The 14928-nt window shown below is 71.9% G+C and carries 19 protein-coding genes; 12 read left to right on the plus strand and 7 right to left on the minus strand.

Annotation, left to right across the window (positions count from 1 at the left end; all coding sequences use genetic code 11):
• Positions 1–7: 7 nt before the first annotated feature.
• Together E3N83_RS14530 and E3N83_RS14535 are read right to left on the minus strand one after the other, a co-directional pair.
• Entirely contained in the window at positions 8–814 is an 807-nt protein-coding gene (locus tag E3N83_RS14530) for a deoxyribonuclease IV (RefSeq protein WP_151083903.1), read from the minus strand.
• 245 nt (positions 815–1059) lie between these two features.
• Positions 1060–1902, minus strand: a complete 843-nt coding sequence (locus tag E3N83_RS14535; RefSeq protein ID WP_151083904.1) for a serine/threonine-protein kinase — start codon at positions 1900–1902, stop codon at positions 1060–1062.
• A gap of 182 nt (positions 1903–2084) precedes the next feature.
• On the opposite strand from E3N83_RS14535, the gene E3N83_RS14540 reads away from it, so the two are divergent.
• The 5 genes from E3N83_RS14540 to rplI all read left to right on the plus strand — a co-directional run bounded on the left by E3N83_RS14540 (position 2085) and on the right by rplI (position 4689).
• Positions 2085–2714 carry a DUF2721 domain-containing protein gene (locus tag E3N83_RS14540; protein WP_151083905.1) on the plus strand — a complete coding sequence of 210 codons (630 nt, stop codon included), beginning with the start codon at positions 2085–2087 and terminating at the stop codon, positions 2712–2714.
• 227 nt (positions 2715–2941) lie between these two features.
• A complete protein-coding gene (gene rpsF, locus E3N83_RS14545; protein WP_151083906.1) occupies positions 2942–3232 on the plus strand; it encodes a 30S ribosomal protein S6 in 291 nt (96 codons plus the stop codon).
• Between the two features lie 116 nt (positions 3233–3348).
• Positions 3349–3897, plus strand: a complete 549-nt coding sequence (locus tag E3N83_RS14550) for a single-stranded DNA-binding protein (protein ID WP_151083907.1) — start codon at positions 3349–3351, stop codon at positions 3895–3897.
• A gap of 94 nt (positions 3898–3991) precedes the next feature.
• Positions 3992–4228: a 30S ribosomal protein S18 gene (rpsR, locus tag E3N83_RS14555; RefSeq protein WP_151083908.1), complete on the plus strand. Its 237-nt coding sequence runs from the start codon at positions 3992–3994 to the stop codon at positions 4226–4228.
• Between the two features lie 14 nt (positions 4229–4242).
• Positions 4243–4689 (plus strand): 50S ribosomal protein L9, encoded by a 447-nt coding sequence (gene rplI, locus E3N83_RS14560; protein WP_151083909.1) that lies wholly within the window; start codon positions 4243–4245, stop codon positions 4687–4689.
• Between the two features lie 63 nt (positions 4690–4752).
• Here the strand turns inward: rplI and E3N83_RS14565 are convergent, their stop codons facing one another.
• Together E3N83_RS14565 and E3N83_RS14570 are read right to left on the minus strand one after the other, a co-directional pair.
• The gene (locus E3N83_RS14565; protein ID WP_151083910.1) at positions 4753–5046 is read right to left on the minus strand and encodes a hypothetical protein; all 294 of its coding nucleotides are present in this window, start codon (positions 5044–5046) and stop codon (positions 4753–4755) included.
• 143 nt (positions 5047–5189) lie between these two features.
• On the minus strand, positions 5190–5723 hold the full coding sequence (locus E3N83_RS14570) for a hypothetical protein (RefSeq protein WP_151083911.1): 534 nt from the start codon (positions 5721–5723) through the stop codon (positions 5190–5192).
• Between the two features lie 509 nt (positions 5724–6232).
• Here E3N83_RS14570 and dnaB point away from each other — a divergent pair.
• The 3 genes from dnaB to E3N83_RS14585 are packed head-to-tail and all read left to right on the plus strand — an operon-like array spanning position 6233 to position 8455.
• Entirely contained in the window at positions 6233–7672 is a 1440-nt protein-coding gene (gene dnaB / locus E3N83_RS14575; protein WP_151083912.1) for a replicative DNA helicase, read from the plus strand.
• 13 nt (positions 7673–7685) lie between these two features.
• Complete coding sequence (locus tag E3N83_RS14580; RefSeq protein WP_151083913.1) at positions 7686–8084, plus strand: hypothetical protein; 399 nt, start codon at positions 7686–7688, stop codon at positions 8082–8084.
• A gap of 35 nt (positions 8085–8119) precedes the next feature.
• Positions 8120–8455, plus strand: a complete 336-nt coding sequence (locus E3N83_RS14585; RefSeq protein ID WP_151083914.1) for a cupin domain-containing protein — start codon at positions 8120–8122, stop codon at positions 8453–8455.
• Between the two features lie 3 nt (positions 8456–8458).
• On the opposite strand, the gene E3N83_RS14590 is transcribed toward E3N83_RS14585, so the two are convergent.
• On the minus strand, positions 8459–9598 hold the full coding sequence (locus E3N83_RS14590) for a glycoside hydrolase family 6 protein (RefSeq protein WP_191907815.1): 1140 nt from the start codon (positions 9596–9598) through the stop codon (positions 8459–8461).
• Between the two features lie 142 nt (positions 9599–9740).
• On the opposite strand from E3N83_RS14590, the gene E3N83_RS14595 reads away from it, so the two are divergent.
• Positions 9741–10685: an EamA family transporter gene (locus E3N83_RS14595; RefSeq protein WP_151083916.1), complete on the plus strand. Its 945-nt coding sequence runs from the start codon at positions 9741–9743 to the stop codon at positions 10683–10685.
• A gap of 14 nt (positions 10686–10699) precedes the next feature.
• On the opposite strand, the gene E3N83_RS19615 is transcribed toward E3N83_RS14595, so the two are convergent.
• Positions 10700–10840: a hypothetical protein gene (locus E3N83_RS19615; protein ID WP_191907816.1), complete on the minus strand. Its 141-nt coding sequence runs from the start codon at positions 10838–10840 to the stop codon at positions 10700–10702.
• Between the two features lie 81 nt (positions 10841–10921).
• Between E3N83_RS19615 and E3N83_RS14600 the strand changes: the two genes are divergently transcribed.
• Positions 10922–11848, plus strand: a complete 927-nt coding sequence (locus E3N83_RS14600) for a LysR family transcriptional regulator (protein WP_151083917.1) — start codon at positions 10922–10924, stop codon at positions 11846–11848.
• Between the two features lie 110 nt (positions 11849–11958).
• Positions 11959–12579 (plus strand): hypothetical protein, encoded by a 621-nt coding sequence (locus E3N83_RS14605; protein ID WP_151083918.1) that lies wholly within the window; start codon positions 11959–11961, stop codon positions 12577–12579.
• 118 nt (positions 12580–12697) lie between these two features.
• Here E3N83_RS14605 and E3N83_RS14610 read toward each other — a convergent pair whose 3' ends face one another.
• Positions 12698–14122 carry an MFS transporter gene (locus tag E3N83_RS14610; RefSeq protein WP_151083919.1) on the minus strand — a complete coding sequence of 475 codons (1425 nt, stop codon included), beginning with the start codon at positions 14120–14122 and terminating at the stop codon, positions 12698–12700.
• 88 nt (positions 14123–14210) lie between these two features.
• Here E3N83_RS14610 and E3N83_RS14615 point away from each other — a divergent pair, with 88 nt between their 5' ends.
• Positions 14211–14921, plus strand: a complete 711-nt coding sequence (locus E3N83_RS14615) for a TetR family transcriptional regulator (protein WP_191907817.1) — start codon at positions 14211–14213, stop codon at positions 14919–14921.
• Positions 14922–14928: the final 7 nt, after the last annotated feature.

A 14928-nucleotide genomic window follows, 5' to 3' on the forward strand; every position in this document is an offset into this window, starting at 1 on the left:
GCCGCCGTCACAGGTGCGCCCGGATCGCCTCGAAGTCGGCCAGGTGCTCCTCGGCGCCGCCCGGCGTCTCGAAGACCACGGGCGCGGCGGCGTCGCGGACGACCTGGGCGAGCAGGGCGGGGTCGATCCGGCCGCTGCCGACGTTGGCGTGCCGGTCGGCGCCGGAGTCGAACTCGTCGCGGCTGTCGTTGCAGTGCACGAGGTCGATCCGGCCGGTGATCGCGCGGATCTCGTCGACCACCGTCTCCAGCGCGATGCCGCCGGCATGGGCATGGCAGGTGTCGAGGCAGAAGCCGACCTGGTCGCGACCGTCGGCGGCCGAGACTGCGTCGAAGACGCCCTTGATCCGGTCGAGGTGACGGGCCATCGCGTTGTCACCACCGGCGGTGTTCTCGATCAGGAGCGGGATCTTGAGGTCGGTGGCCTCGATCGCCTTGCGCCAGTTGTCGAAGCCGACCCCGGGGTCGTCGTCCTTGTTCACGTGGCCGCCGTGCACGATCAGGCCCCGCGCCCCGATCGAGGCCGCGGCGTCGAGGTGCTGCTGGAGGAGCTTGCGGCTCGGGATCCGGATCCGGTTGTTGGTCGTGGCGACGTTGACGATGTAGGGCGCGTGGACGTAGAGACCGATGCCGGCCGCCTCGGCGTCGGCCCGCAGCCCCTCGGCACCGCCGGCGTAGCGGATCTCGGGGCCCTTGTATCCCTGGGGGTCACCGAGGAAGAACTGCACGTGCGGCGCCCGCCGCGCCTGCGCCTCGGCGATCGGGTCGGTCTGCTCGACGTGGGCCCCCAGGGCCGGGTCTCCTGCTGGAGTCATGTCGACATCGTAGGAAGAGGCGCCGACACCGCCCCGGTCGGCCGCGAGTGGCAGGATCGGGCCATGAGCATCGTCGTGCTGATCGCCCTTCTCCTCGTCTTCGGCGGCATCGTCGCCGCTGCGGCCGCCGTGCTCGTCGCGGTCGCCAGCAACCGCACCCGCAACTGAGCGTCGTACCACCGGCGTCGCGTGGACGGCTCCAACTCGGGCCGCCCCCGGTCACCCGAGCGAGCCGGCGCGGGGCCTCACCGCCAGGTCGGCAGCCAGGTGCCCAGCCCGGAGCGCCGCTCGGGGTGCCGGTCGGGTACGTCGGGTGGGTGCGGTCGCCGCAGCCACGGCGCCCCCTCCGGCACGCCGGTCCGGCGCAGGAGGTCCAGGGCCGCGGCCGCGCTGGGTGGCCGCTGGTCGGGAGCCGCCGCGACCAGCGCGCGCAGCACCGGCCGGAGCGGGCCGGGCGGCAGGTCGTCGGCTGCCGCCGGCAGCCGGCCGGTCAGCAGCTCGGCCGCGGTCATGCCGGCGGCGAAGAGGTCCTGACGGAGGTCGGGCGGCGCCCCGGCGGCCTGGTCGGGGGCGAGGTAGCCGTCGGTGCCGGCGGCTTCGGCCCCCCGGGTGCGGCTGGTCTCGACGGCGACGCCGAAGTCCGCGAGGCGCAGGTGGGGTCGGCCGGTGCCGGTGGGCTCGAGCAGGAGGTTGGCCGGCTTCACGTCCCGGTGCACGAGCCCGGCGCGGTGCACCGCGTCGAGCGCCTGGAGCACCTGGTCGAGCAGCACGGCCACGTAGGCCTGCGGCAGGGCGCCGTACGCCGCGAGCAGCTGGTCGAGCGAGCCGCCGCGGACCAGGTCCATGGCCAGCACGACCACGCCGTCGTCCGCGGCCCAGCCGTGGGGCGCCACCACGTGGGGGTGGGCGACCCGCAGGGTCTGCTCGCGGACGAAGCCCAGCACCTCGTCGGCTCCGCGCCGCGACAGCACCTTGGCGGCGACGGTCCGGCGATGGCGCCGCCGGTCGCGGGCCCGCCAGACCGTGCCGGTGCGGCCACGGCCGATCTGCTCGATCAGCTGGAAGCGGCCCGCCACGACCTGGTGCACCGCGGCAGGTTAGGGGTCTCCGGCAGCTCGCTGCTCGGGGGCGCGGGCACCCTGTGGACGGGCGCGGCGGGACGGCCGGACGGCCTAGTCCGCTGGGACGATCTTCGGCGAGGAGCGTTGCGTTCGCCTGCGTTTAGTAGGACGCTTCCGCTGTCCAGAGCACCCAGGAGGGTGGAAACGCCATGACCGAGCAGCCCGGGAACCCCACGGATCCCACTCAGCCCGACCCCGCCGCGTCGAGTGACGCAGCGCCGACTCCTCCGCCCGCAGCGCCCACGCCACCCGCGCAGTCCAGTGCGCCGGCCGCCGGTGCGTCCCAGTACGACTTCAACCAGGCCAAGTCCACGCTCCAGGGTGCCCACAAGTTCGACCTGGGGATCATGGCCGCGGGCCTGGTCGCCTTCATCGCCGGACTCCTGCCCTTCTACACGATCTCGGTGAGCGCCGGCGGCTTCGGCGGCGCCTCGGACTCGGTGACGGCCTGGCACGGCTTCTTCGGCTGGTTCGGCGTGCTGCTGGCCCTGGTCGGGGCCGTGGTCGTGGCGCTGGCCCTGTTCGCCAACGTCACGCTGCCGATGCCGCTCTACCAGCTCGCCACGGCCGCCTTCGGCGCGGCCCTGATCTGCCTGATCCTGGCGCTGTTCGTGATCCCCGGTGGCGGCTGCAACGGCGCCGGCGCCTTCGGCGTCAAGTGCGACACCGGCCACGGCATCGGCTACTGGCTCGCCCTGCTCGCGGTGATCGCCGGCCTGGCCCTGTCGGTGCTGCGGATGCGCGAGACGACGACCACGGGCACCACCGCGGCCGCCTGACCCGCTCCCGAACGACCACGACCGAGCCCCGCGGGCAGCGCCCGCGGGGTTCGTCGCGTCCGGATTCGTGGGCCTCCGCGGGCCGCTGCTAACCTTGCCCGGTTGTCCTCCGCCCCTGGTGGTGGGCGACCTCGGCGGCCGGCCCACGTCGTACGCCGAGGAAACGCACAGCCCTCCTGCCACGGATCGTCCGTGGCCGCTCTAGCCCAGAGGAGGTGGAGACCGCTATGCGTGCCTATGAAGTCATGGTCATCCTCGACCCGAGTCTCGAGGAGCGTACGGTCGAGCCGTCGCTCGACAAGTACCTCAACGTCATCCGCAAGGACGGCGGCTCGGTCGAGTCCGTCGAGGTCTGGGGCCGGCGCCGCCTGGCCTACGAGATCCGCAAGAACGCCGAGGGCATCTACGCCGTCGTGCAGCTCACCGCGGAGCCCGCGACGGTCAAGGAGTTCGACCGCCAGCTCGGCCTCAACGAGTCGATCCTGCGTACCAAGGTGATGCGTCCCGACGCTCACTGAGCGCTCCACCGGTGGTCGAGCGACGTCGAGACCCCCTGTGGATCACCAGTGGCGGATGTCGGTGCGTCACGCAACGATGACCTCGATCCTTACCCATCCCGCTGAGGAGACCTGACATGGCAGGCGATACCCAGATCACCGTGGTCGGCAACCTCGTCGACGACCCGGAGCTCCGCTTCACGCCCTCGGGCGCCGCGGTGGCCAACTTCCGGATCGCCTCGACGCCGCGCACGTTCGACAAGCAGTCCAACGAGTGGAAGGACGGCGACGCGCTGTTCCTGTCCTGCTCGGTGTGGCGGCAGGCCGCGGAAAACGTCGCCGAGTCCCTCCAGAAGGGGATGCGGGTCGTCGTGCAGGGCAACCTGCGCTCACGTCAGTACGAGACCCGCGAGGGTGAGAAGCGCACCGTCTTCGAGATCCAGGTCGACGAGGTCGGTCCGTCGCTGAAGTACGCCACCGCCAAGGTGACGCGGACGCAGCGCTCGGGCGGCTCGTCGTACGGCGACGGTGGCGGGTCCCAGGGTGGCGGTCAGGCCTCCGGTCCGTCCGGCAACGACCCGTGGGCGACCCCGGCCCAGGGCGGCGGCGCACCTGCCGCCCCCGCCGGCGGGAACGACCCGTGGGCCACGCCGGGCGTCAGCGGCAACGACGAGCCCCCGTTCTGACCCAGCACCTTCCACAACCGAATAGCCCAGTTCAGGCCCACCATTCCGGCTCAGCACTCGTTGCGGCCGGGCTCACTTGAGAGGGAGCACCACAATGGCCAAGCCAGTCTTGCGCAAGCCGAAGAAGAAGGTTTGCCAGTTCTGCAAGGAGAAGGCGACCGGAGTCGACTACAAGGACTCCACGCTGCTCCGCAAGTTCATCTCCGACCGCGGCAAGATCCGCGCGCGTCGGGTCACCGGCAACTGCGTCCAGCACCAGCGGGACGTCGCGATCGCGGTCAAGAACGCCCGCGAGGTCGCGCTGCTGCCCTACACGTCCACCGGACGCTGAGCGGAGGCTGCGACATGAAGATCATCCTGACCCAGGAAGTCACCGGCCTCGGGCAGCCCGGCGACGTGGTGGAGGTCAAGGACGGCTACGGCCGTAACTACCTCCTGCCGCGCAACGTGGCGATCCGCTGGACCCGTGGCGGCGAGAAGACCGTCGAGTCGATCAAGAAGGCCCGCGCCTCCCGCGCGGTCCGCGACACCGAGCACGCCGACCAGATCAAGGGCAAGCTCGAGGCCGCCCCGGTCGATGTCCGCGTCAAGGCCGGCCCGGCCGGCCGCCTGTTCGGGGCGGTCACCACCAACGAGATCGCCGGTGCGCTGGCCGAGGTCGCCGGCGAGTCCGTCGACCGCCGGACCATCGCCCTGGCCAACCCGATCAAGACGCTCGGCTCCCACTCGGTGACCGTGCGCCTGCACGACGACGTCTCGGTGGACGTGGCGCTCAACGTCATCCCCGCCTGACGCAACCACGTCACCACCACAGCCCGTTCCGGTCCGCCGGGGCGGGCTGTGGTGCGGTAGGCCTCAGGCGCGGTCGAGCAGGGCGGCGATGCCCTGCTCGGAGTCGAACATGACGCGTACGCCGCTCACGTCCTCGTGCGGCACGCCGTACCTCATCAGCAGGATCCGGACCTGCGCCGGCAGCCAGCCCTGGCGCTCTAGCGCGAGGTGCTGCTCCTGCGTGGCGGTGGTCAGCCAGAGCACCGGCTCGCCGTCGGGCCCGGGCAGCCAGTGCGCACCGGTGACCCCCCACGGCAGGAGGGAGGCGACCAGGCCGGGGATCGCGTTCCCGACGTCGCGACCGGCTGCCCGGCTCATCGCGTCACGCCCTCGGGGACCATGCCGTCGAGCCTAGGTCGTGGCCCCTGAACGGGTTCCCGCTGCCGCCCTGCGCCCCGCCCGGGACCTCTCAGTCGAACCAGCCGCTTCTCAGGCGATATTTCGGCTGGGTAGCGTCGGTTTCACCGGTGGACCGGGGAAACCTGCGCCCCCGCCCACGCCCGCGAGGCGTAGGCGAAGAGCAGCCAGACCAGCAGCAGGAGGGCCAGCGAGGCGGCGACGTACGTCGCCCCGACCAGGCCGTCGAGGCCGCCGCCGAAGACGACCGCGGGCAGGACGGTGACGACGACCAGCAGGGTCCGCGCGGTGAGCAGCCAGCGGCGGGCACCGAGGTCCTCGGCGGCCAGTGCCTGCTGGGCCAGGGCGTGGGCCAGCACGATGGTGGTGACCAGCTGCGGGAGGTTGGCGGCCCAGGTCAGGGACGGGTCGACGTCGTCGAGGTGGGCCGGCACCGACGGGATCCACAGCGCGCACGAGACCGCGAAGGCCAGCCAGCCCAGCCCGAGCAGGGTGCCGCGCTGCGGGCAGGGAAGCGCTCGCAGCCCGGTCAGCGCCAGCAGCCAGCCCAAGGGGTCGGGCAGCAGGTCGTAGCCGTGCACGGGGGCGGTCAGCAGGACGATCACCAGGCCCATGCCGACGGCCTGCAACGGCTTCACGGCGGTCAGGGTATCGGGGGCCTGTCCGGGCTGTGCAGAAGCGGTGGATATCCCCCGGATCGGCCCCGGGTCGGGCCTAAGTCGACAAACCAACTGCCAAATCCCAGATGGCGAGTAGATGAACGAGAATTGCCGGCACCTTTTCGGTTTCCACAGCTGTGGAACGGCGTTTGTGCAGGTCAGGGGCCTGTGGCGCGAGCCGACCCGGGAGTTGTGCACAGGTTATCCCCGGCCCGGACCACAGCCCGCCGCGTGTCGTCCACGCCGGGACCTGAGTTATCCCCAGCACCTGTGGACAGGGTCCTATCCAACCGGGTCCGGAGCGCCTAGATTCGCCGCTCGGCAGGTCGGTTCCGCAGCAGGGGTGACCGTGGTGGGGATCCAACCCCACGCATCGCAACCTCCGCCAGGGACGCTCGGGCGCCACTGTCGGCGGTCACCCCTAGCGTCACTCCTGTCACAGCGGTCCGGCTCATCCAAGATGTCGGGCAGGCACGGAGGAGGCGGGGTTGAGCATCACCGAGCAGGGGTCGTGGGACGTCCCCGGAGCATCGGAGCCGCCCCGAGACAGCGTCGGCGACGACTGGGGCGACGGCCCCGCGGCGTACGAGCCGGGTCAGCGGCCCAGCCGCCCCGGCGACCGCACGCCGCCCCAGGACAACGCCGCCGAGCAGAGCGTGCTCGGCTCGATGCTGCTCTCCAAGGACTCCATCGCCGACGTCAGCGAGGTGCTGCGCGGCATGGATTTCTACCGTCCGGTCCACGAGGTCATCTACGACGCGATCATCGACCTCTACGGCCGCGGTGAGCCGGCCGACCCGATCACGGTCTCCAACGAGCTCCAGCGCAAGGGCGAGCTGGCCCGGGTCGGCGGAGCGCCCTACCTCCACACGCTGTCGGCCAACGTCCCGATCGCGGCCAACGCCGGCTACTACGCCGAGATCGTCCGCGAGAAGGCGATCCTGCGTCGGCTGGTCGACGCCGGCACCCGGATCGTGCAGATGGGCTACGCCGGCGCCGGCGAGGTCGACGACGTCGTCGACGCGGCGCAGGCCGAGGTCTACCAGGTCACCGACCGTCGCTCCGCCGAGGACTACGCGCCGCTGTCCGACATCATGGACGGCGTCCTCGACGAGATCGAGGCGATCGGCAACCGCGACGCCGGGCTGTACGGCGTGCCCACCGGCTTCGCCGACCTCGACGACCTCACCAACGGTCTGCACAACGGCCAGATGATCATCGTCGCGGCCCGCCCCGCGATGGGGAAGTCGACGCTCGCCCTCGACCTGTGCCGGGCGGCGTCGATCCACAACAACATGACCAGCTGCTTCTTCAGCCTGGAGATGACCCGCTCCGAGATCACGATGCGGCTGCTCTCGGCCGAGGCCAAGGTGCCCCTCAACCACATCCGCAACGGTCAGATGAACGACGACGACTGGCAGAAGCTGGCTCGCAAGATGGCCGAGGTGTCCAGCGCCCCGCTGTTCATCGACGACTCGCCCAACATGACGATGATGGAGATCCGGGCCAAGGCCCGGCGGCTCAAGCAGCGTCACGACCTGCGCGTGATCGTGATCGACTACATGCAGCTGATGTCCTCGGGCCGCAAGGTCGAGAGCCGCCAGCTCGAGGTCAGCGAGTTCTCCCGGCAGATCAAGCTGCTGGCCAAGGAGCTCGAGATCCCGATCATCGCCCTCTCCCAGCTCAACCGTGGCCCCGAGCAGCGCGGCGACAAGCGGCCGATGATGAGCGACCTGCGCGAGTCCGGCTCCCTGGAGCAGGACGCCGACATGGTGATCCTGCTGCACCGCGACGACGTCTACGAGAAGGAGTCGACCCGCCCGGGCGAGGCCGACCTGATCGTGGCCAAGCACCGCAACGGCCCGACCCGTGACATCACCGTCGCCTTCCAGGGTCACTACTCCCGCTTCGTCGACATGGCGCACTGACCGGCGTCGGGCGATGAGGTTCACCGAGCACGAGCTGACCTCCGCACTCACCGGGGCCGCGAAGGCGGTGCTGGCCGCTCAGGACAAGGACGTGCGCCGGGGTCGGGTCGACGTCGAGACGGTCTGGGCCGCTCTCGACCGCTATCAGCGCTTCCAGATCCTGGACGGGCTCGGGAGCCAGATCCTGCCGGTGCTGGTGGCGCTGCCGGACGTGCCCGTCGCCGCCGGCACCCGGGCGTCGTACTCCGACCGCCAGGTCAGCGACACCGTGGAGAGTGTCGTCGGCGACGCCGGCGGCAGGGTGCGTCGGGCCGTGCTCGTGAAGGCCCGGACCGCCCTGGTGCAGTCCGCGCTCGCGCACCTCCCGCCGCGCCAGGACCCCGACGGCCTGATCGTCCCCGATCACCTGTAGCCGGGGTCGCCAGCGCGACGCGGTACAACTGGCGCATGGCGAACGACGCGATCAGCACCTCCCGACTCCTCAGTGCCGACGTCGCGGTCGAGGCCGTCCGCCCCGACGGAGCGTCGGCCGCCCTGGCCACGGCGGCGGCGACCCTCGCGGAAGGAGCGGTCGAGATCGGGCTCTGGGAGGCCGGGCCGGGCACCGATACCGACACCGAGGTCGACGAGGTGTTCCTGGTGCTCTCCGGCACCGGGTCGGTGACCTTCGACGAGGACGGCAGCACGATCGACCTGCGGCCCGGCGTGCTGGTCCGGCTCCGGGAGGGCGACCGGACGACGTGGAGCGTCACCGAGCGGCTGCGGAAGCTCTACCTGGCCTGAGCGTCAGCGGTACGGCGTGGACCGCACCAGCTGGAGCGCGCGGTCCTTGGCGAACGGCTGGCTGCCGACGTGGTGGAGCCAAGGGCGGCCGAACCACAGGTAGGCATCGACGTGGCGTCGGGCCTGGGCGGCGGCGGTGTCCGACAGTCCCCACGAAGCGGCGGCGACGTCCGCGGTCGGCGGGATGCCGAGGGTCTCGCAGGTGACCGACTTCGCGGTGGTGACCGAGGGACACACGACCGGGTTGACGGCGTCCGGGCCCGTGTACTGGCCGTACTTGTAGGGGTGCCCGCTCGAGCTGGTGTTGATCACCGCGGTCCGGCCCGGGTAGCCGCGCGCGGCCAGGGTCTTGGCGATCGCGGTGGCCCGCCCGATCTCGTCGCTGACGGAGTCCTCGTGGGTGGTGTCCAGTGCGAAGCCGTGGGCGTACTGGATGCCTCCGCGCACCAGGATGTCGACCGCGGCGTCCACGCCGCCGTTGCTGCCGAACATCGGCCAGTCCGCGGCGCCCGCCTCGATGTAGACGTCGGTGCGCGGCTGCGCCGACAGCACCCGGGCGGCGTACGACACCAGCTGCGAGGGGACCGTCGAGCCGTGCGGTGCGCACAGCGCGAAGGGACCGTCCGGCTGGAGGACGATCGCCATCGGGGTGTTCCCGATGGCGGTGGCGAAGCGGTCGATCCATGTCTTGTACGACCTGCGCTCGGCCCGGGTGGGCAGCCGCGAGCAGATCTCGTGCTCCCACGGCTCCATCCGGAAGATGCTCAGCTGCACCAGGGCGTTCGGGTCGCCGTGCTGGGCGTTGGCGACGTAGGTGTGCACCTGCTCGGCGATCTTGTCGTCGGGGTTCCACGAGCCGAACCAGTGCGCGATCGGCTGGTGCGCGATGTAGCCGAGCAGCTTCTTCTGGTGGCCGGTGGCCTGCACGTAGGGGTTCCAGGTCTGCTCCATCGGGCCCTGGTACACGCCCCACGGGTAGGCGCGGAACGGGTTGTCGCTCGCCGTCGACCGGGCCGGCGCGGTCGCGGCAGGCGTCGTCGAGCCGGCCCGGCCGGTCGGGCTCGTCGGATGCGGGGCGAGTGACGGCAGCAGACCGGTGGCCAGGCTGAGCACGAGGGCAGGCAGGAAGAGCAGGTTCGCCATGGGGGGATCGCTTTCGGGGGGGAGCCCGCGCCGGGCGTCGACGCGAGCTGGCCCCAGCATGCCTTCTCCCGCGGGGCGATGGTCAAGTTTTCGCAGACTCGCGTAGCTACTGCGGGGCCCGGGCGTCCTACGCTGCGAGCTGATGACGACGTTGGCCGAGCGGGTCAGGGCACGCCCGCACCCCACCCGGGAGACCGTGCTCGTGGGAGCCGGCCTGCTGCTGATCTACGTCGTGTGGGGCTCGGTGTACGTCGCGATCCGCTACGTCGTGCAGGACGTGCCACCCCTGCTCTCGATCGGGGTGCGCTACGTCGTCGCCGGCCTGCTGCTCGCGTCGTACGTCGCGGCTCGGCGGGGGACCCGCGTGCTGCGGACGAGCAGGCGGGCGCTGCTGGGGTGCGTGCTCCTGGCGGTGCTGCTCCAGGTGCTGACCAACGGCACCACGACCTGGGCCGAGGCAGCCGGGGTGCAGGCCGGCCCGGCGGCGCTGCTGTCCGCGCTGGCACCGATCGGGATCATCATGTTGCGGCTGGGGACCGGCGACCGGCCGCGGGCCGTCACCTGGCTGGGCGTCGTGGCCGGGTTCGCCGGCCTCGCGGTGCTCCTGCTGGGTGGGCGCTCGGTGCCGGGCTTCCCGCTGTGGCCCTCGCTGCTGGTCGTCGCCGCCGCCGGCTGCTGGGCCGTCGGCTCGTTCCTCCAGCCTCGACTCGACCTGCCGGTGGACACCTTCGTCACCGCAGCCTTCCAGCTGCTCGTCGGCGGGGCGCTGCTCACCCTGGCCGGGCTGCTCGGGGGTGAGCGGACGAGCCTCGGCTTCCCGGGCGAGACCTGGTGGGTGCTGGGCTACCTGACCCTGTCGTCGGTGGTGTCGTACACGACGTACGTCTGGCTGCTCGCTCACGCCCCCATCTCACTGGTCTCGACGCACGCCTACGTCAACCCCGTGGTGGCTGTCGTCCTGGGCTGGTGGTGGCTCGGGGAGCCGGTGACCTGGCCGGTGGTCGTCGGCGGGGCCGTCGTGCTGGTGGCGGTGGGGCTGATCATGGCCGAGCGCCGCCGGCTGCCCGAGGAGCCCCCCGTCGCCTGACGGTCGGCCGAGGCTCAGCGGCCGTCCTGGCGCTGCTCGTCGAAGTACGGCGTGAGGCGCGCCATCGCGCGGTGGGCCCGGACCGAGTCGTCCCAGATGTCGCGGATCGTGCCCCGCAGGCGGCGGGACTTCCTGGTGGTGGAGTTCGTGGTCATGTCTCCATGCTGAGCCGCCTGACTGTTCAGGACAAGCGAATGTTACTAACGAAAGATGTAGCAGTGCTGTAGAGTTGTGGCATGCTCGACATCCAACGACTCCGGGTCTTCCGGGCGGTGGTCGCCAGTGGCTCGGTACAGGCCGCCGCCGACCACCTCGGCTACACCCCCTCGGCGGTCAGCCAGAGTCTCAGCACCCTCCAGCGGGAGACCGGGCTCGTCCTCTTCGAGAAGGCGGGCCGCGGGATCGCCCCCACGCCGACGGCCCGGGTGCTCGCTGCCGAGAGCGAGGAGCTGATGGGCAGCCTGTCCCGGCTGGGCGGATTCGTCGATCACCTCCGCGAGGGGCACACCGGGAGCCTCTCGATCGGCTCGTTCGCCTCAGCCGCCCAGTTCTGGATCCCGCAGGTGGCCAAGGGGCTGCGCCGGGAGTTCCCCGACCTGGTCCTCGAGCTGAGCCTCACCGAGTTCGGCCCCGGCCCGGGCAGCCCCGAGCGCCACGACATCGACATCACCACCGAGCCGGCGGACGGCCCCGGTCCGGCCAGGCCGGGCTACAGCCGACACGTCCTCGTCGAGGAGAACTACCGCGTGGTGGCCCCGCGCGGGCACCACCTGCTGGCCGAGCACGCCGAGCGGGTGCCGATGGCGGCCCTGGACGGGGTCCCGATGGTCGACAACGACTTCCACGACAACACCTGTGGCCGGATCCTCGCCGAGGCCTGCCGTGCGGCCGGCTTCTCCCCCCGTTTCGTGGCCCGGTCCGAGGACCACCACACCGCCCTGGCGTTCGTCGCCGCGGGCATCGGCGTCACCGTGCTGCCGGAGCTCGCCGTACCCGAGGCCACGGCCGGCATCGACCACCGTGAGCTCGTCAACCCGGCCCCCCGCCGGCGGATCGTCGCCCAGATCCGGGACGGCGCCCAGTCGGCACCGCCCGTGGCGTGTGCGATCGAGCTGATCGAGGCCGCCGTCGCCGACACGGTGCGGCGGCGCGGAGGTCGCTGAGACCCGGGCCACGGGCCGGCACCGGTAAAGATTGCGGCGATCGGCCACCGCGACCGCCCGACGGGAAGACGATGAGTTCCACCACCATCGCTCACCCCCCGGAGCACCTGATGACTCGCACCCGCTGGGCGGCCGCCGCAGTCGCGGCCCTCGCCCTGACCCTCGCCCCGACCGTCGTCGCCCAGGCGCACCCGGGCCACACCCACCTGCACGGCCACGGTGCGACGCACACGTCGGCCGGACACGGACCCGACGCCCGCGCGGCCAAGGCGCTGGCTCACCTCGACCGCCGCCTCGCCGGCGCCGTCAAGGACGCCCGGCTGGCCCGCCTCGGCGACGCGGACTCCGCGGCGCTGCGAGCCAACGCCGCCGCAGACGAGGCCACCGTCGAGGCGGCCGCCGCGGCCCTCAAGGCGGATGGCAGCGATCAGAACCTCGCGGCCGCGCACGACATCCTGGGCTCGTTCCGCCCACAGGTGTACGTCGTCGCGACCAACATCGTGCGCCACGGCGAGCGGGTGCTGGCCCGGGTCACCGACCTCCAGCCCCTGGTCACCCCCGGCAGCACCGACGAGACGGACCTGACCACCGCGGCCGGTCTCCTGGCCTCGGTGCAGGCAGGCGGCTTCACCGCCACCACCGACGGCGCCACCCTGCGCGCCGCCCAGCACGCCGTCGTCGCGGCCCAGGCGCTAGCAGCCCGGGTCGCGGACGACGTCGCCGGAGGCTGAGCCGGACCTCGGCCTCCCAGCACCGGGTCCGTCGCCCCATGGGGCGGGCCCGGTGCGCACACCACAGACGACGCCCGGCTCGCGGTGGGTGCGAGCCGGGCGCCCTGGGTCTCGGAGCTCAGCTGGCCAGCGCGAGCTCGTCGTGATCGTCGGCGAGGTGCACCGCCCGATGGGCCGAGCGGAGCGCGGCGAACGCCGTCGCGCCCCCGGCGACCACGAGCACGGCCGCGAGCAGCAGACCGGCGTGGAAACCGCTCAGGTAGGCGTCGACCGGCGTGTGCCCGGCGGCCAGCGCCGCCCCCTGACGGCTGGTCAGTACGGCGCCGATCACGGTGATCCCCAGGAGCCCTGCCACCTCGCGGGAGGCGTTGAAGACCGCGGAGGCCACGCCGGCCTGACCGGTCGGCATCACGCCGAGGACGGTCGCGGTCAACGGGATCGTCAGCCCGCCGCCCACCCCGATCACCGCGAAGCTCGGCATCAGGGACAGGAACGAGGCGTGTGCCCCGAGCAGCGCGGTCGACCCGATGCCCAGGCCCATGGCCAGCATCCCCACGCCGGTCGACCGGTAGGCGCCGAACCTGGCCGCCACCCGGTCGGAGACGATCGCCGAGGCCGCCATCAGCAGGGCCATCGGGACGAAGGCGGAGCCGGCCTTGGTCGGCGAGAAGCGCAGGACGTCCTGCAGGTACAGCGACGTGAAGAAGTAGATCCCGAACAGCCCGAAGGCCCACAGCATCAGAGCCACGATGCCACCGCTGAACTCGCGTCGCGCGAAGAGGGTGACGTCGACCATCGGCTGCGCCACCCGGCGCTCGACCGCGACGAAGGCGACGGCGGTCAGCGCGGCGAGGCCGAAGGCGCCCAGGACGAGGGCGGAGGTCCAGCCCCGGTCGTGTCCCTCGATCAGGGCCCAGGTCAGGGCGAAGAGCGAGGTCGTGGACAGGCTCAGACCGGGCAGGTCGAGGGGCCGCACCTCGGGCTCACGCGACTCCGTGATCGACCAGGCGCCCAGGGCCAGGGTGGCCACGCCGATCGGCACGTTGATCCAGAAGATCCACTCCCACGAGACGTGCTGGGTGAGCAGTCCGCCGAGCACCGGACCCACGGCCAGGGCGAGGGCTCCGACACCGCCCCAGATGCCGACCGCGGCATTGCGCTCGCGCGGGTCGGAGAAGGTCGCACTGATGATGGCCAGCGTGGTCGGGGTGACCAACGCGGCGCCGACACCCTGCACCCCCCGGGCGGCGATCAGGGTCGCGGCCCCACCCGCGAAGCCGGCGAACAGTGACGACCCCGTGAACACCGCGAGCCCGACCAGGAAGAGCCGGCGGCGACCGAACGCGTCGGCCAGGCGGCCTCCCGCCAGCAGCAGGCCGGCGAAGGTGAGGATGTAGCCGCTGACCACCCACTCGATGCCGGCCGTGCTGAGGCCCAGCTCGCGCTGGATGTCGGGGATCGCCACGTTGACGATGTTGTTGTCGAGATAGGTCATGAAGGTGGCCAGAGCCACCGAGACCAGGGTCCATCGGTTGCGGTTCACCACATCTCCTGTACGTCGTACATGTATGACGTACAGGGAACGCTCTACAGCGTATATTTGTCAAGCCATATCGTGTATAGTTCTGCTCATGAGCCCCAGGACCGCCACCGCGACACCGTCCACAGGGGCGACGCCGGGCCGCACCGAGCTCAGCCGGGAGGCGATCGTCGACCGGGCCCTGACCGTGATGGACGCCGAGGGCCCGGACGCGATCACGATCCGGCGGATCGCGCAGGAGTTCGGGGTCACCCCGATGGCGCTGTACTGGCACGTCGCCAACAAGGACGAGCTGCTCGCCGCGATGGGCGACGCGTTGCTCGCCGGAGTCCGGCCCCCGCCGGCGACCGGCCCGTGGCACGTGCAGCTGCGTGGAGTCGTGGATGCGCTGATCACCGAGCTCTCCCGGCACCCCGCTGCGGCTGATCTGGCGATGCCGCGGATGCTCCAGACCGAGCCGGGGCTGCGGCTGGCCGAGTTCACGTTGACCCTGCTCGAGGGCGCCGGGTTCACCCGCGACCAGGCTGCCGACCTGGCCCGGATGGGCCTCCAGACCGCGCTGATGCTGGTCACCCAGCTCCCCGGCTCCGAGAGCCAGGCCGCGATGGCCGAGCGCGAGGCGCTGCAGGCCCAGAAGCAGGCTCATCTCGAGTCGCTGCCGGCCGACGACTACCCGCACGTCCGGGCCGCCGCCGAGGTGCTGACCAACTGCGACGACGAGGCCGCCTACTACGGCTTCGGCGTCGACCTCTACATCGAGGGAGCCCAGGCGCTGCTGCGCCGTCAGCGCCGCAGCGCCTGACGCGTCT

Origin of the sequence: Nocardioides cynanchi (assembly GCF_008761635.1) — a bacterium.
In the GTDB taxonomy this organism is placed as follows: domain Bacteria; phylum Actinomycetota; class Actinomycetes; order Propionibacteriales; family Nocardioidaceae; genus Nocardioides; species Nocardioides cynanchi.